This window comes from Pseudomonas sp. Leaf48 (assembly GCF_001421885.1).
Taxonomy (GTDB): Bacteria; Pseudomonadota; Gammaproteobacteria; order Pseudomonadales; family Pseudomonadaceae; genus Aquipseudomonas.
The window spans coordinates 132,383-154,036 of the sequence record NZ_LMLH01000002.1 but is presented as its reverse complement, the minus strand read 5'-3'; the positions used below and the strand labels follow the sequence as shown (position 1 = coordinate 154,036).

The following is a 21,654-nucleotide window of genomic DNA, read 5'->3' as shown; positions in this document are numbered from 1 at the left end:
TGACTCACCGCCTTCGCGAGCAAGCCCGCTCCCACAAGAGGATTTTCGGTATATTCCTTTTCTTTTTCCGCTCGGTACGCCTATGTCGTCCCTGATACCCTTGAACAATCTGATCACCCGCTTCCAGGAACAGACGCCGATCCGCGCCAGTTCGCTGATTATCACCCTGTACGGGGACGCCATCGAGCCCCACGGCGGTACGGTATGGCTGGGCAGCCTGATCCAGTTGCTCGAACCTATCGGCATCAATGAACGGCTGATCCGCACCTCGATTTTCCGCCTGACCAAGGAAGGCTGGCTGACCGCCGAAAAAGTCGGCCGACGCAGTTACTACAGCCTGACCGGCACCGGCCGCCGACGTTTCGACAAGGCGTTCAAGCGGGTCTACAACACCTCCATGCCAGCCTGGGACGGCTCCTGGTGCCTGGTGATGCTGTCGCAGTTGACCCAGGAAAAGCGCAAGCAAGTGCGCGAAGAACTCGAATGGCAAGGTTTCGGTGCGATATCGCCGGGGGTGCTCGCCTGCCCGCGCATTGAGCGCACCGACGTCAATGCGACCCTGCTCGACCTGGGTGTCCAGGAAGACACCATCGTCTTCGAAACCACAGCCCAGGACGTGCTGGCTTCCAAGGCCCTGCGCCTGCAAGTGCGTGAAAGCTGGAACATCGAGGAACTGGCGACCCATTACAGCGAGTTCATCCAGTTGTTCCGGCCGCTGTGGCAAGCGCTGCGCGAGCAGGAGAACCTGCAGCCGGCCGATTGTTTCCTGGCGCGGATCCTGCTGATTCACGAGTACCGCAAGCTGCTGCTGCGTGACCCGCAATTGCCGGACGAGTTGTTACCCGGCGATTGGGAAGGTCGTGCCGCCCGCCAGTTGTGCCGCAATATTTACCGTTTGATTTATGCCAAGGCCGAGGAATGGCTCAACAGCGCCCTGGAAACGGCCGACGGCCCGTTACCGGAGGTCGGTGAAAGCTTCTATCGGCGGTTTGGCGGACTCAAATAGCACGTCATTGTTCAGGGAGTGGTGCGGTTCAGGAGACGCGGAGCATCCCGATGTCGTGTGGATTGACGTAGACAATAAAAACAAGCCTGCGTGAGGCCAGACATGATTTCAACTAATGCACAGCGCCATGACGGGTTCGATCAGTGGATCCATCAGATCAACCAGATCTGTGGCGCCTTCGACGCACAACCCCTGGGCTGCGAATTCGCCGGGCGTATCCGCGAACACCAGAGCGACGCCCTGAAACTCAGTTTCGTCGACGTGTGCCAGGCCCAGCTGTTCCGCACGCCCCGGGAAGTCGCGGTGGGCGAGGGCGGCAAGTACTTCGCGGTGTTCCAGCTAGATGGCACCGCGGGAATGGCCCAGGGCGACAGCAGGGTGTTGCTGGCGCCCGGCGACATCACGCTGATCGATGCGTCGCGGCCAAGCGACTTCACCTACAGCGAAAACTCCAGGCAGTTGTCGCTGATCCTGCCGTATCAAGTGGTCGAGCAAACCCTGCGTTTCAACCAGGTCAAGTGCGGTCATCGCATCGCCGCGAGTTCGCCCATCGCCATGTTGTCGCACCGGTTGATTCTCGATGCCACCCGCCAGCAGAACCTGACCCGACAAGAAAGCGAAGCGACCCTGGAGGCGATTGTCAGCCTGCTGCGGCCGGCGATCTGCCAGGCCGACGATGGCGAGGATGCCCATGAGCGTATCTTGCGCAAGACCCTGAGCTGCATTGACGAAAACATTCGATCCGAGGAACTGTGCCCGGAGTGGCTGGCGCGGGAAGTCGGCATGTCCACCCGTGGCCTGTACCGGATGTTCGCCAAGAAGGGCCTGGTGGTGGCGCGCTATATCAAGAACCGCCGCCTGGACCTGTGCGCCGAATCCCTGCGCTGCTCGGGCAAGGAACAGAAGTTGTCGGTGCTGGGTTATTCGTGGGGGTTTTCCGATTCGAGCTACTTTTCCACGGCATTCAAGTCGCGCTTCGGCATTGCGCCGGGGGAGTATCGCAAGCGGTATGCTTGAATCGTTTGAACACCGAATACCCCAATGATGGTCTCACCTGAACCCCGAACTCCCTGTAGGAGCGAGCATGCTCGCGATGGACTCAAGAGCACCGCGGGGAATCAGGCTCCCCGCGTTATCGTTAACGTCCATCGCGAGCATGCTCGCTCCTACAGTGGGATGGTGTTTGCCATTGGTTATTTCGGTGAATTGAGGTTCAACGTCGGCGTTTCATCGAAGAAGTTCCACGGTTTGAGCAGCACATGCACCCACTCGGTCGGCATGATGGGCCACTCTTCGGCGCGGGCAATGTGGGTGGTGCCGGTGGTCAGCCAGACCACGTCGTCGGTGTTCTCGATGGACTGGTTATCCCGGGTGAACTGCCCCAGGCCCGAGTCTTTATCCGAGCGGTTCGGGTACTTGCCCTCCGGGTACTTTTCTTCAGGGTTGTATTGCGTCACCCACAGTTGCTTGTCCATGAAACTCAGGCGGTGGTACAGCCATTCGTCGTTGCCGAAGTTGGCGCCCTTGGCCACCGGGTGCGTACCGCCGGCATACGGGATCAACTGGTAGGAAACCGGGTTGCCGACCTTGTTTTCCTTGCTGTAGTTGGTCAGCAGGCGCACGGTCGACGGGTCGAATTTCTGCGCCGCCTGTTGCTCGCTGCTGACCACGCGGGTTTCGGTCTGCATGGTACTGGTGCGCGGCCCGCCACGATCGTTCGGGGCAATCACCGGGTTCACTTCCACCAGTGAGTTGCTTTCACCATCCACGTCCATGTCCAGGCGGAAGTTGTAGATGTGCTGGTGCGTGGTGCCGACGATATTGTGGTCGAGCAGGGTGCCGTAACGGGTGTCTTCCTGGGCGGTGGCTTCGTGCATGGTTTTGGACTTCACGCCCTTGACCGCCTCGATGCCGGTGGCGCCGGCGTCGATGCCGATGGTGCCGTTCTGCTGGAAGACCCAGTCGAAGATGTAGTCGTAGTTGCCGACCGTGCTGATCCAGCGCACCACCAGTTCCCGACGCTCGGTGCTGAGGTTGGGCTGGCCCATTTCCTGGTGTTTGTATTCGGGGCCGGCATAGCGCTCGAACACCGCGATGGCGCGGGGAATTGCTGTCGGTGCGCCGGTGTAGTCGGCGATGGTGGCGTCCAGCAGCACGGCGTTTTCCGGGGCGTCCTTACCCCGGGCGATCGGCGAGGTCAGGGTGCCCATGCCGTAGTCGCCCGAGTCGAGGTAGGCCTTGAAGTACCAGCCGACATCCGGGTCGCCATAAGGCACGATCATGCCGCCCAGCGAGCCTTCGTACATGATCTTGCGTTTCTTGCCCTTGTCATCAAAGGTGACGGTGGACAGGATCGGACCGACCCGCGAGTCGAGCCGAACGTGCAAGTCCCAGTTCTGCCAGTGAATGCTGTTGCCGCTGATGGTGTAGTTCTTGCCCTCGGGCTCGATGATCTGCAGCGGCTTGACCTGCACAGCCTGGCGCCCGCGCCCGTCGTAGGGGGTCGGTTTCATCGGCACCGGGATGATCGCCTCGTCTTCGATCTTGATCAGTTTTTTCTGTTCCAGGTCGACCGTGGCTACCAGGCCTTCGATCGGATGCGCCCAATAGTTGCCGTCGTCGGTGTTGAGGTAACTGACGATTTTCAGCAGGCGCTTGTCCTGGGCCAAGCCATCCTTACCGTCGAAATAGCCAACCGTCAGCGGGGTGGCCACGACCTTTTTCACGTCGTTGATGCCGCGCTTGGCCAGGGCCTGGGCGTATTCCGGGCTGTTCTCCACGGCGGCCTGCACGGTGGCGAAGTCATCCAGCAGCACCATGCCGTGGGCGCCTTCGACCGGTTGCCATGAAGTCAGGGCCTTGCTGTCGAGATCGACCAGCGCTTCGATCACATGCTTGCCGTCCAGCACCACGATATTGGCCTGGCGCGACTGGGCGACGTTTTGCCCGGTAAAGACGAAGTTCCACACCTGATCCTTGGGCGGCGCCTTGACCGAGATTTCGGTGAAGCGAAAACCGGGCTGGTAGTGCTCCGATTTCTTGATGATGGCCACTGCGGCGTTGATCTCGTCCGCGCTCAAAGGGTTGAGCGGGTTCGGGCGGGTCTCGACGACAAAGGTCTTGTCCAGGCCGGACTGGAACACCTGGTTGATGAAGTCCTTGGACATGAACGCCGTATGCTCCTTGAACACCACCGGCACCGTCAGCTCCATGGGCTTGCCGTTGAGCATCGCCACCTTGCTGTTTGGCTTGACCTGCAGGTAGACCCCGTCCTTGGCAATGGTGAACAGATTGGCGTAGTCATCCCATTTGACCGTGGCGCCAAACGCTTCAAGGCCCGCTTGCAGCGGCACCATCTCGGCGTGGCCGCCGTGGGCCTGGGCAGTGTTCGTCCAGAATGGCAGGGCGAGGGTGATGGCCAGAGCGAGTCGGGTGAGCGGTTTTTGTTTTAAGGACGCTTTGGAGCTGAACATGGGTGAGTTCCTGGGAAAGCCGGTGACAGGCACGCCTGCACTTTGCTACAGCCCATTGAAGGCTGCATTGGGATTCCTGCCAGAATCCTTTGGCTGTGTGCCGTTATCGAGCTTTCCTGACGGAAGGCAGATTGGCAAGCGCACGGAGCACCTTGTGATCGTACTCACGCAGAACGTGGGAACGATCACAAGCGCAATTCAGACCTTCAACCCCCGACCGCCAATCGCCACCGCCACCAGCAACACCGCCATCAAGGCAAAGGCAAAGCTCAGGCTGCTGGCGTGGGCGATGAAGCCGATCAGCGCGGGCCCCGCGAGAATCCCCGCATAGCCCAGCGTGGTAATGGCCGGCACGGCGATGCTTTGCGGCATGACGGTCTGCTTGCCCACCGCGGTGTACAGCACCGGTACGATGTTCGAGCAACCGGCGCCCAGTAACGTATAACCCACCAGCGCCGCCTCCCAGCTGGGTGCGAAGGTCGCCAGAAACAGCCCGGCGGCCGCAGTCAGCCCACCGAACACAATCACTCGCGTCGGGCCCAGGCGACGCACGATTGCGTCACCGGTCAAACGCCCCACGGTCATGGTCAAGGCAAACGCCGCATAACCCAGCCCCGCGTAAGCAGTGTCGATGCCGCGCTCTTGGGTCAGAAATACCGCGCTCCAGTCCAGCGCCGCGCCTTCAGCCAGGAACACGATAAAACACATGCCGCCGATGAACAGGACGATGCCGTGGGGAACGGCAAACGCCGGCCCCGAGCTTTCGCTGCCATAGGGCAACATATGCGGCACGGCCCTGGCCAGTGCGATCAACAGCAGCACGACCACCACCAGCATCGCGCCCAGCGGAGAAACGCCCAGGCCGAGCAGACCGCTGACCCCCGCCGCGCCGACAATCCCGCCGAGGCTGAACAGGCCATGGAAGCCCGACATCATGTTTTTGCCGCTGGCGCGCTCGACGATCACCGCTTGCAGGTTCACTGTCGAATCCACTGTGCCGAGACCGGCGCCGAACATGAACAGAGCCGCGATCAACGCGGGAATCGACGATACCGTCGCCAGCAGTGGCAGGGCCGCGCAGATCAGCAAGGTGCCGCCGCTGGCCACCCGCCGACAACCAAAGCGTGACGCCAGCATCCCCGCCACGGGCATCGCCATAATCGAACCTACGCCCAGGCTCAACAGCAACAAGCCCAGGGTGCCTTCATCCAGCCCGGCCCGGGCTTTGGCATACGGCACCAGCGGCGCCCAGGCAGCGATACCGACCCCGGCGATGAAGAAGGCGATGCGAGTGGACATTTGCTCCATGCGCCCGGGCACGAATGTGCGTTGGGAATTCAGGCTGGTCATTTCAATCCTTGGTAAAAAGCACGTTCCCAAAGGACAGGAAAATACCTATGGGGTTCGATCAGAGTCCGGACGCTTTGGCGGTCAATCAGGGTGACATCCTTGCACAGCCCCGGACAGTTTCGCGATATGTTGAGGCAATCCAATACAGCTGGGGGAGGGTGTCATGGCGCAGCGGTACGATGCACGGGGCAATATCTACATAGTGGTGGCACCCGAGGAGTTGCGGGAGCAGGGTATAGCGGTGCCCGAGCAGGCCAGCCGCGCGGCGCAAAGCCGTGAGGCCTGGGCGCAGGCGGCCATAGAAGCCTGTTGCGGCAGGGCTCCCGGCACACAACCGGTCGGCAGCAAGGAGCATCGCAGCGATGGTTTGCTGGTGGGCCCGTTTCAATCGTCATCGCCCTTTGATCTGTTGATCGTCAACACCGATGGCACCCTGGCCGAGCGCAGCGGCAACGGGCTGACGATTTTTTCCCAGGCCCTCAGTGATCAAGGGCTGTTGCCGCAGAGCGAAGCCAGTCTGCTCAGGGTTCACCACGATAAGGCTGATACGCCTTCGCCGGGGCAGACTTCAGTGAGAGCTGCGCAGGTCGAGGGTGTACAAGGTTTCTGGCTCGATCTGGGCCAGCCGGGATTCGGGCCGTCGGCGGTCAGTGCCCACGGGGTTGAAGCGGTCATGTTCAATGACCGCGAACTCAGCCACGTTAAACAATTGTCGGCACTCAATAGTGCATGGTCGCGCAGTCAGTTCGCGCGGGTCGGCAATCCGCATTGCGTGACGCTGGTGGACTGCGCCGATGCCTTGCCGAGCAATGAGCAAATGCGCGAGCCAGCGCTGGGCGAAGAGCTGACGCGCATTGCCTATGCCATGCCGACCGGCGCGGGCAAACCCTGCCCGGCGGGGATCAACCTGCAATGGGCGATGCTGGAGTCTGAAGGGCACATTACCGCGCGTGTGTTCGAACGCGGCGAGGGACCGACGGCGTCCTCGGGCACCAGCGCCAGCGCGGTGGCGTGTGCGGCGTGGCGGGTCGGTTGGGTCAGTGCCGGTGAGGTCAAAGTGACGATGCCGGGCGGTACGGCGCCGATCTTGCTGGAGCAAGAGTTGGGGGAATTGAGTCGGGTCAGCCTGTTTGGCACGGCGCGCAAGAGCGATTGACAGTTGGATCGCAATCGCGAGCAGGCTCGCCAACAGGTTTTATGAACGACATAAAGCCACTGTGGGAGCGGGCTTGGTCTTTGGTGAATGCGAGGCCTGTGGCCGCCACAGATCCCTTGTAGGAGCGAGCATGCTCGCGAAAAATCCGGGAACGCCGGGGAGTGTCAGGCTTCCCGCGTCAGCGTTGGCGCCCATCGCGAGCATGCTCGCTCCTACAGGTTGCCCGTGATGAGGTCGGATCAGCCAACACTCAACTCAGCTCAGCCCACTGAACTCCACCACCGGCATCGTGCGCTTCATCAGCACCTTGCCATCGCGGATCGAATACAACGGCAACCCCTGACTGCGAATCACCTCATAATCACTGTCCGCCGACAGAATCAACAGATTCGCCGGCCGCCCCCGTTCCAGCCCATAACGCTCGCCCAGGGCCATGGCCCTGGCGCTGTTGTCAGTGACCAGGTCCAGCGCACTTTGCAGGTTGCGAAAACCGAGCATGTGGCAAATGTGCAGGCCAGCTTCGAGCACCCGCAGGATGTTGCCATTGCCCAGCGGATACCATGGGTCGACGATCGAGTCCTGGCCGAAGCACACGTTCATGCCGGCTTCGAGCAACTCGTTGACCCGGGTCACGCCCCGGCGTTTCGGGAAGTTATCGAAGCGTCCCTGCAGGTGGATGCTCTCGGTGGGGCAGGAGACAAAACTGATCCCCGAATGCCCGAGCAGGCGAAACAGCTTGGCGCAGTAGGCATTGTCGTAGGAGCCCATGGCGGTGGTGTGGCTGGCCGTGACCCGAGAACCCATGTCGCGGCTGCGGGCTTCCTCGGCCAGCACTTCGAGGAACCGTGAGTGCGGGTCGTCGGTTTCGTCACAGTGCACATCCACCAGGCAACCGCTGCGTTCGGCCAGGTCCATGAGGAACTTCACCGAACTGACGCCCTGATCGCGGGTGTACTCGAAATGCGGAATGCCGCCGATCACGTCCGCGCCCATGCGAATGGCTTCTTCCATGAGCTCGCGACCATTACGGTAAGACTCGATGCCTTCCTGGGGGAACGCGACGATTTGCATGTCGACCAGATGCCGGCTTTCCTCACGCACTTCGAGCATGGCCTTGAGTGCGGTCAGCTGCGGGTCGGTGACGTCAACGTGGGTGCGCACATGCTGGATGCCGTGGGCGGCCAGGCTCTGGATGGTTTTTTCCGCCCGGGTCTTGGTGTCTTCCAGGGTGATGGTCGCCTTGCGCTCGCCCCAGCACTCGATGCCTTCGAACAGCGTGCCGCTCATGTTCCAGCGCGGCTCGCCCGCGGTCAGGGTCGCATCGAGGTGGATGTGCGGCTCGACAAAGGGCGGCACCACCAGATTGCCGCCGGCATCCAGATCGTCCGGGCCCAGGGTCGGGGCTTCAGTCTGGCGGGCGATGCTGCTGATCAGGCCGTCTTTCAGGTGCAACTCATGCAGACCTTCCTGGTTGCGCAGACGGGCGTTGATGATGTGCATGAGCAGAGTCCTTATAGAGATTCCTGGAGAGGATATCCCTACGTTAGCTCGCTGGTGACAATCCCCGCCAGTGGCATTGATCACCGTAGCGCACTGTGGGAGCCAATATGGGAGTTGGACTACTCGCCGCGATAGATGCAGCCGCTGGTGCAGGTCTCGTGGATGCGGATTGCACTGAGTTCCGGCAGCAAAGGCTTGAGTTCAGCCCAGATGAATTTTGCCAGCACTTCGCTGGTCGGATTCTCAAGGCCAGGAATGTCATTGAGGTAGTTGTGGTCCAGGCGCTCATAGAGCGGCTTGAAGATCGCCTTGATCTCGGAAAAGTCGCGAATCCAGCCGGTGTGCGGATCGATGTCGCCGCTCAGGTGGATCGCCACTTTGAACGAGTGACCGTGCAGGCGCCCGCACTTGTGGCCGTCCGGTACGTGGGGCAGGCGGTGGGCGGATTCGAAGGTAAACTCTTTGAAGATTTCCACGGTTGGTTTCAGCTCTGTTCAGGTGGCGATCGCCGCAGCGATGTGGGCAGGCGGCGAGTTTAGCAGTTTGTCCTGACTAAAGGGTCAGCAAGCGCTCGGCAAGTCGACCGTTGGCGGCCAGCTCGAGGAACTCGTCACCCAGGCGCCGGCTTTCATCGATGGTCGCGCGCCAGTATTTCTGGCGGGCCGGGGCGTCGCCCATGAAACGCTTGAAATCTCTTCGATCCGGCAGTTTGCCGTAGGGCAGGCGGGCCAGGTATTGCTTCGACGGTGCCAGCAACAGCACGTTCTGCAAGCGCTTCGGGCAGGCGCGGCGCCACGGCAAAGTTTTGTCGAACCAGCCGGGAATCACCCGGTCGGTGAAGTGCGGATAGAGCACGATGTCGTCGCCGCTGTAAGGCAGGTCGAGGTGGTAGTCCAGCAGGCCGCCATCGCGGAAGGTTCCGGCGCCGGCCCCCGGCAGGTCACGCACACCTTCCATGACCATCGGGATCGAGCCCGAGGCCAGCAAGGCCTGGCGCAGGTTGCCGGCGTTCAGGGCAACGAAGCGCGACGGAAAGTCGTTCAGTGCGTTGACCGGTGGCGCCAGGCGCGGGTCGTGGATGATCAGGCGCTCGAAGTGCCGCGCCAGCCGTGCGCGGCCGCGCAGGTTGTCGGCGATCACCGAGGACAGTCCCAGACCCAATCGGCCGCGATGATCTTCCGCCAGCAGGCCGTGGCTCTTGACCACCATGATGTTGAGCCGGTAATCGCTGTTGCTCAGGATCGAGCCGTCGCGACCGTCGAGCAGGTCATCGAGCATGCGCTGCGAGCTCTGGCTGATCTGCGCCATGGTCACGCCTTTGGCGAAGTTCTGCTCGGTGTACAACTGGCCAAGACGGCGGATGCCCTCGGCGGCATCCGGCAGGCAGGCGCTGGCGAAACGCCAGGAACCCACCGATGCGCCGATCAGCGAGCGCTCCCGTGGTGCCGCCGGCAGCCACTCGCCAAACAGCGCCAGGTCCAGACCCTGAATCCCCAGTGCCTTGGGCCCGCCCGCAGCGCCTGGCAGGATGCCGACATCGGCGGCATCCAGGCCATTGGCGCGAATGTGCGCCATGGCCCGGGGGCCGGCCTTGAGGGTGAGGGCAGGGAACTTGATGTGGATGGCGGTCATACCGGTCTCTATGTCTGGCAAGCGGACGGATTATAAAGGGTTGTAACCGATCCCTGTAGGAGCGAGCCTGCTCGCGATGAACCCGAGAGCACCGCGGGGTGTCAGGCTTCCCGCGTCATCGTTGACGATCATCGCGAGCCTGCTCGCTCCTACAGGGGAGGGCGGCGTTGTCAGTGATGGCAATTCAGTTTCAATTAAGTTCATCCCGCTAAGGTGCCTTCATACGCAACATGCAAAAAGTTTTGGAGACACCCATGAAAACCCTGACTGCCCTGTTCACCGCCTGCCTCATCGGACTGGGTGCCAGCATTGCCCACGCCCGCGACCTGGGGCCTGACGAAGCGCTGAAACTGCGCGACGCTGGTACCATTGTGTCTTTCGAGCAGCTCAATGCCACTGCTCTGGCCCGACATCCCGGTTCTACCGTCAGCGAGACCGGCCTGGAAGAGAAGTACGGCAAGTATCTTTATCAGGTGGAGCTGCGTGATCGGCAAGGCGTCGACTGGGATCTGGAATTAGACGCGGTCAGTGGGCAGGTACTCAAGGATCATCAGGATCGGTAATGAAGGTGTTTTTACTCAAACGATGCACCGCCGGCCGGGTGGCGCTGCTGCTTCTGGCGTTTTGCTCTGTGGTGATGGCCCGCGACCTGGATCAGGATGAAGCCCTGCGCCTGCGTCAGCAGGGTGTGATCCTGCCCCTGGAGCAATTGCTGCAGCAGGCAATGGGTCGTTACCCCGGGGCGAAGTTGCTGGAAGCCGAGCTCGAAGAAAAACACGACGTCTACATTTATGAAGTCGAGCTGCTGACCCCCGAAGGGGAGGTCCGCGAGCTGGACATTGACGCCACGACCGGCCGTTTACTCAACGACAAGGAAGATTGACCGATGCGCCTGCTTCTGGTGGAAGACCACGTGCCGCTGGCTGATGAACTGATGGCCGGCCTCAATCGCCAGGGCTACGCCGTCGACTGGCTGGCAGACGGTCGCGATGCGGTGCATCAGGGCAGCACCGAACCCTATGACCTGATCATTCTCGACCTCGGCTTGCCGGGATTGCCGGGGCTGGACGTATTGGCCCAATGGCGCTCGGGTGGACTGGCCACGCCGGTGCTGATCCTCACCGCCCGGGATTCGTGGGCTGAACGCATCGAAGGCCTGAAGGCTGGCGCCGACGATTACCTGAGCAAACCCTTTCATCCCGAAGAGCTGCATTTGCGCGTTCAGGCCTTGCTGCGCCGCTCCCATGGTCAGGTCAACCAGCCGACCCTGCAGGCTGCCGGACTGCATCTGGATGAAGGTCGCCAGTGCGTGATCCGTGACGGTGCCGAGATTCAGCTGACCGCCGCGGAATTTCGTCTGCTGCGCTATTTCATGCTGCACCCCGAGCAGATCCTCTCCAAGAGCCACCTGGCCGAGCACCTCTACGACGGTGAAACCGAGCGCGATTCCAATGTGCTGGAGGTCCACGTCAACCACCTGCGACGCAAATTGGGGCGCAGCGTGATCGAAACCCGCCGTGGCCAGGGTTATCTGTTCGGTGGACAAGGCCGGTGAGGTCGATTCAACGCCGCTTGAGCCTGGGCCTGATCAGCGTGATGGTGGTGGTCGGCCTGGTCATGGCGCAAACCAGCCTGTGGCTGTTCGAAATAGGCTTGCAGCGTTACCTCGAAGATGGATTGCGCAACGACAGTGAGAGCCTGCTGCTGGCAATGGTGCGCGGGCCGCAGGGTTTGCAACTGGATGAGCGCCACCTGTCGCCGGCCTATCAGCGGCCGTTTTCCGGGCATTACTTCCGCATCGATTTTGCCGACAACCACTGGCGTTCCCGCTCGTTATGGGACCAGGAGCTGCCGCCACTGGCCCAACCCGGATTAAACAGCAACCTGCAGCTAGGTCCGGATGGCCAGCAGTTGTTGGTGTTGCGTACGGACTATCGGCGCCAAGGCCAATCGATCTCCATCAGCGTCGCCCAGGATTACACCCCGGTGCGCGAGAGTTTTCGGCGCATCCGCCAGATCGGTCTGGGCCTTGGCCTGGCCGGGTTGCTGGTGATTTTGCTGCTGCAACGGATCACCGTACGCCGCGCCTTGCGCCCGCTGGAAACTGCCCGTGAGCAGATCGCCCAGCTGCAGCAGGGGCAACGTTCGCAACTCGACGACCGGGTGCCGGTGGAACTGGAGCCGCTGGTGGCGCAGATCAACCATCTGCTGGCCCACACCGAAGACAGTCTCAAGCGTTCGCGCAATGCGTTGGGCAACCTCGGCCATGCCCTGAAAACACCATTGGCGGTCTTGCTGAGCCTGGCATCCAGTGAGCAGCTCGACGCGCATCCGCAACTTCGAAAGACCCTCAAGGCACAGCTGGAACAGGTCCAGACGCGGCTCAATCGCGAACTCAATCGCGCGCGCCTGTCCGGCGACGCGCTGCCTGGTGCGCTGTTTGATTGCGATGGGGAACTGCCAGGTTTGCTGGCGACCCTGAACATGATCCACGGCGAACACCTTGAGCTGAGTTACCGCGCACCGACCGGCCTGCAATTGCCGTGGGATCGTGAAGATCTGCTGGAGTTGCTGGGTAACCTGCTGGACAACGCTTGCAAATGGGCGGACGCCGAGGTTCGCCTGAGTGTGGTCGAGACTGTGCAAGGCTTTGAACTCAGCGTGGAAGACGATGGCCCGGGGATTCCCGAAGACCGCCGCGATCAGGTGTTCAGCCGGGGGACGCGGCTGGATGAGCAGACTGACGGGCATGGCTTGGGGTTGGGAATCGTGCGTGACATCGTCGACGCCTGGGGCGGGACACTGTCGTTGCTCGAGAGCGAGTGGGGCGGCTTGAAGGTGCTCATCGAGTTGCCCGCCCGCAATCTGTAGGAACGAGCCTGCTCGCGATGGTCGTCAACGCTGACGCGGGGAGTCTGGTTCCCCGCGGTGTTCTTGAGTCCATCGCGAGCATGCTCGCTCCTACAGGGGATCTGTGGCAGCCACAGGGCTCGCATTCACTGTAGGAGCGAGCCTGCTCGCGATGGTCGTCAACGCTGACGCGGGAAGCCTGACACCCCCCGGCGTTCTCGGGTTTTTCGCGAGCATGCTCGCTCCTACAGGGGGGCTGTGGCAGCCACAGGCTGAGACCAACGGGCCTATGTATTATTAATCTCCCGATCCTTGGTTTCCGGCAGGAAGAACGTGCCAAGTATCGCCGTCATCACCGCGATGACGATCGGGTACCACAGCCCGTAGTAGATATCCCCCGTGGCCGCCACCATGGCGAACGCTACCGTTGGCAGGAAACCACCGAACCAGCCATTGCCGATGTGGTAGGGCAGGGACATCGAGGTGTAGCGGATGCGCGTCGGGAACAGCTCCACCAGCCAGGCGGCAATCGGGCCGTAAACCATGGTCACGTAGATCACCAGGATGGTCAGCAACAGCAACACCATCGGGTAGTTGGTCTTGGCCGGGTCAGCTTTTTCCGGGTAGCCGGCTTCCTTGAGCGCACCACCAAGGGTCGCGGTGAAGGCGTCGTTGCGGGTCTTGAAGTCGGCGGCGGGCAGGCTGCTGCCTTCGAAACTCTGGATCACTTTATCGCCGATGCGCACCTGGGCAATGGTGCCCGGTTCGGCCTTCTCGTTCTTGTAGGGGATAGCCCGCTTGGCCAGCAGGGTCTTGGCCAGGTCGCAGGAACTGGTGAATCTGGCCTTGCCCACCGGGTCGAACTGGAACGAACACTGGTCGGGGTCGGCAATGACCGTGACCGGGTTCTTCTCCTGGGCAACAAATACGTCGGGGTTACCGTACTGGGTCAAGGCATGGAAGATCGGGAAGTAGGTCAGTGCCGCGAGGATGCAGCCGGCCATGATGATGCCCTTGCGGCCTATACGGTCGGACAGGCTGCCGAAAATCACGAAGAACGGCGTGCCGATCAGCAGTGAGCCGGCAATCAGCAGGTTGGCGGTCTGCGGGTCGATCTTCAAAGTCTGCAGCAGGAAGAACAGCGCATAGAACTGCCCGGTGTACCAGACCACGGCCTGTCCGGCGGTACCGCCGAGCAGGGACATGATGACGATCTTGAGGTTGTCCCAGCGGGCGAAGGACTCGGTCAGCGGCGCCTTGGAAGCCTTGCCTTCAGCCTTCATCTTCAGGAACACCGGCGACTCGCTGAGTTGCAGGCGGATATAAACCGAGATGATCAGCAGCAGGATCGACAGCAGGAACGGAATACGCCAGCCCCAGGCTTCGAAGGCTTCAGTGCCAAGCAAGGTGCGACAGGCGAGGATCACCAGCAGTGACATAAACAGGCCGAGGGTCGCCGTGGTCTGTATCCATGAAGTGAAGAAGCCGCGCCTGCCTTTGGGGGCGTGCTCCGCGACGTAGGTCGCCGCACCGCCGTACTCGCCACCCAGGGCCAGGCCTTGCAACAGGCGCAGGGTAATCAGGATGACCGGTGCTGCAACGCCTATGGTCGCATAACCTGGCAACAGGCCGACCACGGCTGTGGAAATACCCATGATCACGATGGTGATGAGGAAGGTGTGCTTGCGCCCGATCATGTCGCCCAAGCGGCCGAACACAATGGCGCCGAAGGGGCGTACGGCAAAGCCTGCGGCAAAAGCGAGCAGGGCGAAGATGAAGGCGGTGGTTTCGTTGACGCCGGCAAAGAAGTGCTTGGCAATGATCGCAGCGAGTGAGCCATACAGGTAGAAGTCGTACCATTCGAAAACGGTACCCAGTGACGAGGCAAAAATGACTTTGCGCTCCTCCTTGGTGATCCCGTGCCCGGACGCGTTGCCCGAGGTTGCATTGTCGATTGCCGCCATGAGTGTTCTCCGTTTTTCTTGTTGTAGGCCGGAGTACCTTCACTGAATATCTTCGCACCCTGGCCCTGGCCCTGGGGCTGATGTCGTCGGATTACGGGGCTTGCATTCCAGGTTGACGCCAGAAAACGCTGCAAGATTCCATGAAGCATAATCGGCTTGTGGCATATATCCACTTGCCATCATTTTGTTGAGCCGTGCGCAGAAAAAAATGTGGGAGCGGGCTTGCTCGCGAAAGCGCAGTGTCAGGTAGTAGATTTCTCACTGACACTGCGCTTTCGCGAGCAAGCCCGCTCCCACAGGGGCATTCTGCCGGGTTCAAACGCGGAACTGATCCATCAGGCTCTGCTGCTGGTTAGCCAGGCTGTTGAGTGACTGGCTGACCCGCGCGGACTCATTGGCCTGGCCCGACAGTGATTCGGTCACATCGCGGATGGTCGCCACGTTGCTGTTGATTTCCTCGGCCACCGCGCTCTGCTCCTCGGCGGCGCTGGCGATCTGCATGTTCATGTCATTGATCACGGTGACTGCATCGCCGATCTGGCGCAGCGCGGTCACCGCCTGGCTGACCTGCTCGACGCTGCCCTGGGCCTGACGATGGCTGTTGTTCATCGAGCCGACCACATCCTGAGTGCCGCTTTGCAGTTGCTCGATTACCAGGCGGGTTTCTTCCACGGACTCCTGGGTGCGTCGTGCCAGATTGCGTACTTCATCGGCCACTACGGCAAAACCGCGCCCGGCTTCACCGGCTCGAGCGGCTTCAATCGCCGCGTTGAGGGCCAGCAGATTGGTCTGTTCGGCGATAGCGCGGATCACTTCCAGCACCGAACCGATCTTCTCACTGTTGGCCGCCAACCCCTCAACCTGGGCCATCGCCGTGCTCAAGTCGGCGGCCAGGGTGTCGATGCTGGCGGTGGTGCGGTCAATCACGGTCAGGCCCTGGCGGGTCGCCTGATCGGCATCCCGTGCGGCATGGGCCGCTTGCGCCGCGCTGCGGGCGACGTCCTGGGCGGTAGCGCTCATTTCGTGGGACGCGGTGGCCACCTGATCGACCTGGCGGTACTGCTGCTCCATGCCGGCGCTGGTCTGGGTAGCGATGGCGGCCGACTGGTCAGCGGTGCTGCGCGCGTCCTGCACCGAGCGCTTGACCTCGGCAATGACCGGCTGCAGCTTGTCGAGGAAACGGTTGAACCAGCCGGCCAGTTGGCCCAGTTCATCCTGCTTGTCGTAGGCCAGACGACGGGTCAGGTCACCTTCGCCGCTGGCGATGTCTTCGAGCATGTGCGCCACGCCGAGGATCGGCCGGGTGACGCTGCGGGCCATTAGCCACACCAGCAGCAAACCGATCAAGGCCGCCAGGGCGCCAAGGCCGAGTTCGACCAGGGTGCCGGCGGTGTTGCTTTCATCCAGTTGCTGTTTCAGGGCTTCGGCGCGGCTGACCAGGACTTTCTCCGGCACGTCGAGCAACACGCCCCATGACTTGCCACCGGGAATCGGCTGGAACGGCGCCAGCACTTTCAACTGCTGCTGACTGTGCAGGCTGGTGGTCTTGCTGCTGGAAGCGAGCAGGCTCAGCAACTGTGCGCCACTGACCTTGTCCACGGCCTCCAGGCGCTGGCTGAGCTTGCTGGTGTCCGGGCTGTAGCCGGCGAGCAAACCGGCGGGGCTGATGATGCTGACGCTGGTCTGGCCGTCATAGAGTTTTTTGCTTGCGCTCTGGCTGAGGCTTTGCAGGCTGTCGAGGTTGATGTCCACCGACAGCGAGGCGATGACCTTGCCATTGACCATCAGCGGAAAAACGATGCTGGTCATCAGCACGTTCTGGCCGTCGATCTGATAGAAGTAGGGTTCAATCACGCAGGGCTTGAGCGTGGTGCGCGGGCAGGTGAACCAGGCATTGGCCGGCTCGCCGCTGGGGCCGGTTCTGGTGTCGGCCAGTTCATTTTCCGGCAACGCCATGGAGGTCACCTTGCCCGGCGTCGGTTGCGACCAGTACAGCGCAAAACGGCCTTTGTCGTTGCTGCCCAGCTCCGCCTGGCCGCTGAACAGTTCATCCTTGCCGTCCAGCGCGTTGGCTTCGAATACCAGGGACAGGCCCAGCAATTCAGGGTTGGCCTGCAGGGCCGCCTTGACTTGGCGGGTCAGGTCTTCGCGCAGGTCGAAGGCGTCGAGAAAGCGCTTCTCGGCCTGCTCGCGCAGAAACAGCACTTGGCGCGAAAAACCGTGACCATATTGATAGGCGTCCATGAACTGTTGGCGAATCCCCAGCGCCTGGTTTTCACTCTGGGATTCGATCCGGGCTTGAGCCGCTTCAGTCAGCATCTCCATGCTCGAGGCTTTAACCAGCTCGGAGCTGTGCTCCATGCGATAGAGTGAAAGACCGACCAGAAGGGTCACGATACCCGCCAGGCACAGGCCGGCGAGCAGGGTGATTTTCCATTGAATGGAAAGGTGTCTGAGTGACATGGCGGCGTCCTTTATTCGATAAATATCTAAGACTTTGCCCTTTAACGGCCTCAAAACAGCTTTCTTGAGCTACAAGCTGCAAGCTGCCAGTGAAAAACACACACGCTTGCACCTTCGCACTTGCAGCTTGTCGCTGCTTCATTCAAAGTGCGCGCCCTCTAATAAAACCCATTACTTTTTCCGCTGGCGGCTCATGCAGACTGCCGGACGGACTCTTTCCGTTTGTCTCGAGGTAGTGAAATGAATGCAGTGATTGCCGCGGTCGGCATCATGCTGATCCTCAGCCTGTCCCGCGTGCACGTGGTGATCGCGCTGATCGTGGGCGCATTGGTGGGCGGGCTGACCGGCGGCCTGGGCATCGACGCGACGCTCAAGGCGTTCAACAGCGGCCTGGGTGGCGGTGCGACCGTGGCATTGTCCTATGCGCTGCTCGGCGCCTTCGCCGTGGCCATCGCCAAGTCCGGCCTGGCCCATGCCCTGGCGGACAAGGCCCTGGCGATGGTTGAGCGGCAGCACGCCAGCGGTGGCCGACAGATCAAGTGGCTATTGATCGGGCTGTTAGGTGCGGTGGCCATCGCCTCGCAGAACATTCTGCCGATTCATATCGCCTTTATTCCGTTGCTGGTCCCGCCGCTGTTGTACGTGTTGACCAAGCTGCAACTGGATCGTCGCCTGATCGCCTGTGTGATGACCTTCGGTCTGATCACGCCGTACATGTTCCTGCCAGTGGGCTTCGGCAACATCTTCCTCAATGAGATTCTGCTGGCCAATGTCGCCCGCAGCGGTGTGGACATCAGCGGGATCAACGTGACCCATGCCATGGGAATCCCGGCGTTAGGCATGGTGGCAGGCTTGCTGATCGCGTTTGTCAGCTACCGCAAGAAGCGCGTCTACGACCTGGAAAAGATCGAGCAGGTCGAGCAGGTGGCGGTGCAATACAACCCGCTGAGCCTGATGGTGGCTGGGGTGGCGATTGCCGCCGCGTTCGTCATTCAGTTGCTGCTGGACTCGATGATCATCGGTGCGCTGACCGGCTTCCTGATTTTCTCGGTATCGGGCATCGTCAAATGGCGCGACACCGATGATCTGTTCACCGAAGGCATGAAGATGATGGCGATGATCGGCTTCATCATGATTGCCGCCTCGGGGTTTGCCGAAGTAATGAAGGCTACTGGCGAGGTGCAGACCCTGGTCGAATCGTCCGCCTCGTGGATCGATCACAGCAAAGGCGTCGGCGCCTTGCTGATGTTGCTGGTGGGGCTGCTGGTGACCATGGGCATCGGCTCGTCATTCTCCACCGTGCCGATTCTGGCAGCGATCTTCGTGCCGCTGTGCGTGCAATTGGGCTTCAGCCCGCTGGCGATCGTCTGCATCGTCGGCACTGCCGGTGCGCTGGGTGACGCCGGTTCGCCCGCCTCGGATTCGACCCTCGGCCCGACTTCCGGCCTGAACATCGATGGACAGCACCATCACATCTGGGACACCGTGGTCCCGACCTTCCTGCACTACAACCTGCCGTTGCTGGTGTTTGGCTGGGTGGCGGCGATGGTGCTGTAACGGGTATTGCATGGCCCTACACTGTAGGAGCGAGCATGCTCCTACAGTTTTGCCGCCGGTCAGGGTTTCACCTTGCGTCCGGCCATATGCTGCAAATACCCCACCAGCATCTGCAGATCCTGATCCGGCAGGACCTGCACGGTAAATCCGGGCATTTTCGCCTGCGGCCACTGGCGCAGACTCTGTGGATCACGGATATAGCGCTTGAGGAAGTCCGCCCCGAAGTATTCGGTCGGGCTGAACGGAATATTCAGGTCCGGCCCGAACTGCGCGTCCCCGGCACCGTTCAATCGATGGCACGCCAGGCAGTTCTTCTGAAACAACGCGAACCCCTTGTTCACCGGATCGTCGGCCTTCAATGCCGGATCAGGCAGCAGGGCAGGGAAGCGCTCGGCTACGGGCGCCATGCGCTTGATGCTGGCGACCTGATATGGCCACTGTTCCGGGCTGATATTGCCGGCCTGTGGGTCGGTCCAGACCAGATAGAAGGGCCCGGCACCAGGTTTGCCCGCTGACAGGGGTGGCCAGGGTTGGGCCGGGTCTTCAACCGCCAGCCAGGCCCGCGCACCCTGGGAGTTGAGCAATGGCGCCGCGGCCATTTCCGCAGCAAAACCGTCCAGTGCCACGGCCTGCAGATGGTCCTCGGGCGTGACGCCTTGCAAGAGCGCCGAAAGGGGCACGGCGCGATAGCTCATGTCCCGCTTGTAGGAGACGTCGTTGCGGATGTTGATGGTTTGAACCTGGGGATGCTTGAGCAACTGCTCGGTCTGCCAGGTGCGACTGTTCGCGCCCAGCTCCAGATTCAGCTGTGCGGCATACAGGGGCGTGCCGATCAGCAGGGCCCCAAGCAGTATGAGCATTTTCAATGGATCGCCGTCCGTGTCGTGAAAGTGCGAAAAAGATTGGCACAGTCACGCAAGCCCCGATAGCGGGCCAGTCACATTTTCAACGTGGCAATACAAATAACCGTGACGCCGTTTTTTCCAGCGACTAGCCGAGCACCTTGGTCAGGTTCGGCAAGATCAATAACAGCGTGGTGGCGAAAAGGATGAGTCCGGCTTGACGTACTTTTGGTTGTTTGAACATGGCTTGACCGCCTTTTTTGTTATTAGTTGATGCCTGCCCCAATTGCTCCACACGGCAGTGCGTTGCACATCCTGTAACGACGAGCGCCTCGGCAAAACCCGACGACAACTTCGTACAACTTCACCTTAGAGCCCGCGTCACGCTTGGTTTAGATCCTTTTCGTATGTTTTAAGTACTAATAGCTTTAAAAAAAGCATGAGGCATATTGCCAGCAACATGCGCGCCCGTTAGCTAGACAGCTTGGCCTCCTGAAACGGTTCATCCGCGGACCAATGACCGTCCGTCTGAGCGTGCACGTCAACGTCAGTGAGCGTTGCGGTCATTGAATCGATGCGGGCTCGGAATAAGGTGGAAGCCTGTTCTTCATCACCATCAGGTTCGAGGACGTCATGACCCAGGCTTTGATTTTCGACGCATTACGCACGCCCCGTGGCAAAGGTAAGGCCGATGGCGCGCTGCACAGCGTCAAACCGGTGAATCTGGTGGCAGGTTTGCTCACCGCACTGCAACAGCGCACTGCCCTGGACACCAGCCAGGTCGATGATGTGGTGCTCGGTTGCGTGACGCCGATCGGCGATCAAGGCAGCGACATCGCCAAGACTGCGGCTCAGGTGGCTGATTGGGACGTCAGCGTCGCCGGGGTGCAGATCAACCGGTTCTGCGCCTCGGGGCTGGAGGCGGTGAACCTCGGCGCCATGAAAGTGCGTTCCGGTTTTGAGGACCTGGTGGTGGTCGGTGGCGTCGAGTCGATGTCGCGGGTGCCGATGGGCAGCGATGGCGGTGCGTGGGCACTGGACCCGGCAACCAACCTGCACAGTCACTTCACCCCTCAGGGTGTAGGCGCCGACCTGATCGCCACCCTTGAAGGCTTCAGCCGTCAGGACGTCGATGCCTATGCGCTGCATTCCCAGCAGAAAGCGGCGCGGGCCCGGGCGGATGGCTCGTTCAACAAGTCGCTGGTGCCGGTGCAGGACCAGAACGGCATCATCCTGCTCGATCACGATGAATTCATTCGCGCCGATTCGACCCTGGAAGGCCTGGGCAAGCTCAAGCCGAGTTTCGAGATGATGGGGCAGATGGGTTTCGACGCGACCGCGCTGAGGGTCTACAGCCATGTAGAACGGATCAATCATGTCCACACTCCCGGCAACAGTTCCGGGATCGTCGATGGCGCGGCCTTGATGCTGATCGGCTCCGAGGCCAAGGGCCGGGCGCTGGGCTTGCAGCCACGGGCGCGAATCGTCGCCACGGCGGTCACCAGTACAGACCCGACCATCATGCTCACCGGCCCCGCGCCGGCTACCCGCAAGGCGCTGGTCAAGGCCGGGCTGCGGGTCGAAGACATTGACCTGTTCGAGGTCAATGAGGCGTTCGCGTCCGTGGTGTTGAAGTTTATCAAGGACATGGCCGTCGACCCGGACAAGGTCAACGTCAATGGCGGCTCCATCGCCATGGGCCACCCGCTGGGCGCCACCGGCTGCGCGATCCTCGGCACACTGCTCGATGAACTGGAAACCCGGCGCCTGCGTTACGGCCTCGCGACTCTGTGTGTCGGCGGCGGCATGGGCATTGCCACCATCATCGAACGCCTCTGAGCCCGCCATTCAAGGAAAAGTG

16 protein-coding genes and 2 pseudogenes are annotated in these 21,654 nt (G+C 61.3%); 9 read left to right on the top strand and 9 right to left on the bottom strand.

Features of this window, described 5'->3' with window-relative positions:
* Positions 1-82 precede the first annotated feature (82 nt).
* Positions 83-1,006, top strand: coding sequence for a phenylacetic acid degradation operon negative regulatory protein PaaX (paaX, locus tag ASE98_RS02710; RefSeq protein WP_060539871.1), 924 nt, complete (start codon positions 83-85; stop codon positions 1,004-1,006).
* Between the two features lie 102 nt (positions 1,007-1,108).
* The gene (gene feaR, locus ASE98_RS02705) at positions 1,109-2,023 is read left to right on the top strand and encodes a transcriptional regulator FeaR (RefSeq protein ID WP_060539870.1); all 915 of its coding nucleotides are present in this window, start codon (positions 1,109-1,111) and stop codon (positions 2,021-2,023) included.
* A 176-nt stretch (positions 2,024-2,199) separates the two neighbouring features.
* Here the strand turns inward: feaR and tynA are convergent, their stop codons facing one another.
* Positions 2,200-4,479 (bottom strand): primary-amine oxidase, encoded by a 2,280-nt coding sequence (gene tynA, locus ASE98_RS02700; protein ID WP_060539869.1) that lies wholly within the window; start codon positions 4,477-4,479, stop codon positions 2,200-2,202.
* A 198-nt stretch (positions 4,480-4,677) separates the two neighbouring features.
* Positions 4,678-5,829 (bottom strand): MFS transporter, encoded by a 1,152-nt coding sequence (locus tag ASE98_RS02695; RefSeq protein WP_060539868.1) that lies wholly within the window; start codon positions 5,827-5,829, stop codon positions 4,678-4,680.
* 163 nt (positions 5,830-5,992) lie between these two features.
* Here ASE98_RS02695 and ASE98_RS02690 point away from each other — a divergent pair, with 163 nt between their 5' ends.
* Positions 5,993-6,985 (top strand): diaminopimelate epimerase, encoded by a 993-nt coding sequence (locus ASE98_RS02690; protein WP_060539867.1) that lies wholly within the window; start codon positions 5,993-5,995, stop codon positions 6,983-6,985.
* Between the two features lie 255 nt (positions 6,986-7,240).
* On the opposite strand, the gene codA is transcribed toward ASE98_RS02690, so the two are convergent.
* From codA to ASE98_RS02675, 3 genes are all read right to left on the bottom strand, one after another.
* A complete protein-coding gene (codA, locus tag ASE98_RS02685; RefSeq protein ID WP_060539866.1) occupies positions 7,241-8,485 on the bottom strand; it encodes a cytosine deaminase in 1,245 nt (414 codons plus the stop codon).
* Positions 8,486-8,604: 119 nt separating this feature from the next.
* Positions 8,605-8,961: a 6-carboxytetrahydropterin synthase QueD gene (queD, locus tag ASE98_RS02680; protein ID WP_047527439.1), complete on the bottom strand. Its 357-nt coding sequence runs from the start codon at positions 8,959-8,961 to the stop codon at positions 8,605-8,607.
* Between the two features lie 76 nt (positions 8,962-9,037).
* Entirely contained in the window at positions 9,038-10,117 is a 1,080-nt protein-coding gene (locus ASE98_RS02675) for a hypothetical protein (protein WP_060539865.1), read from the bottom strand.
* Between the two features lie 254 nt (positions 10,118-10,371).
* On the opposite strand from ASE98_RS02675, the gene ASE98_RS02670 reads away from it, so the two are divergent.
* Genes ASE98_RS02670 through ASE98_RS02655 form a run of 4 tightly spaced genes read left to right on the top strand, consistent with a single transcriptional unit; the run spans position 10,372 to position 12,988 of the window.
* A complete protein-coding gene (locus ASE98_RS02670) occupies positions 10,372-10,680 on the top strand; it encodes a PepSY domain-containing protein (protein WP_060539864.1) in 309 nt (102 codons plus the stop codon).
* Positions 10,680-11,000, top strand: coding sequence for a PepSY domain-containing protein (locus ASE98_RS02665; protein ID WP_060539863.1), 321 nt, complete (start codon positions 10,680-10,682; stop codon positions 10,998-11,000). Before ASE98_RS02670 ends, ASE98_RS02665 begins: the two co-directional genes overlap by 1 nt.
* A 3-nt stretch (positions 11,001-11,003) precedes the next feature.
* Entirely contained in the window at positions 11,004-11,672 is a 669-nt protein-coding gene (locus ASE98_RS02660) for a response regulator transcription factor (RefSeq protein ID WP_060539862.1), read from the top strand.
* The gene (locus tag ASE98_RS02655; protein WP_060539861.1) at positions 11,669-12,988 is read left to right on the top strand and encodes a sensor histidine kinase; all 1,320 of its coding nucleotides are present in this window, start codon (positions 11,669-11,671) and stop codon (positions 12,986-12,988) included. Before ASE98_RS02660 ends, ASE98_RS02655 begins: the two co-directional genes overlap by 4 nt.
* Positions 12,989-13,254: 266 nt before the next feature.
* Here ASE98_RS02655 and ASE98_RS02650 read toward each other — a convergent pair whose 3' ends face one another.
* The 3 genes and pseudogenes from ASE98_RS02650 to ASE98_RS27630 form a co-directional block, all read right to left on the bottom strand.
* Positions 13,255-14,931 (bottom strand): MFS transporter, encoded by a 1,677-nt coding sequence (locus tag ASE98_RS02650; RefSeq protein WP_060539860.1) that lies wholly within the window; start codon positions 14,929-14,931, stop codon positions 13,255-13,257.
* 315 nt (positions 14,932-15,246) lie between these two features.
* A pseudogene (locus ASE98_RS27635) lies at positions 15,247-15,837 on the bottom strand (methyl-accepting chemotaxis protein); the annotation flags it as partial.
* A 267-nt stretch (positions 15,838-16,104) separates the two neighbouring features.
* Positions 16,105-17,175, bottom strand: a pseudogene (locus ASE98_RS27630) (HAMP domain-containing protein); the annotation flags it as partial.
* A gap of 459 nt (positions 17,176-17,634) precedes the next feature.
* Between ASE98_RS27630 and ASE98_RS02640 the strand changes: the two are divergent.
* Positions 17,635-18,951 carry a Na+/H+ antiporter family protein gene (locus ASE98_RS02640; RefSeq protein WP_060539858.1) on the top strand — a complete coding sequence of 439 codons (1,317 nt, stop codon included), beginning with the start codon at positions 17,635-17,637 and terminating at the stop codon, positions 18,949-18,951.
* A 59-nt stretch (positions 18,952-19,010) separates the two neighbouring features.
* Here ASE98_RS02640 and ASE98_RS02635 read toward each other — a convergent pair whose 3' ends face one another.
* A complete protein-coding gene (locus tag ASE98_RS02635; protein ID WP_060539857.1) occupies positions 19,011-19,811 on the bottom strand; it encodes a c-type cytochrome in 801 nt (266 codons plus the stop codon).
* 615 nt (positions 19,812-20,426) lie between these two features.
* Between ASE98_RS02635 and ASE98_RS02630 the strand changes: the two genes are divergently transcribed.
* The gene (locus ASE98_RS02630; protein WP_060539856.1) at positions 20,427-21,632 is read left to right on the top strand and encodes an acetyl-CoA C-acetyltransferase; all 1,206 of its coding nucleotides are present in this window, start codon (positions 20,427-20,429) and stop codon (positions 21,630-21,632) included.
* Positions 21,633-21,654 lie beyond the last annotated feature (22 nt).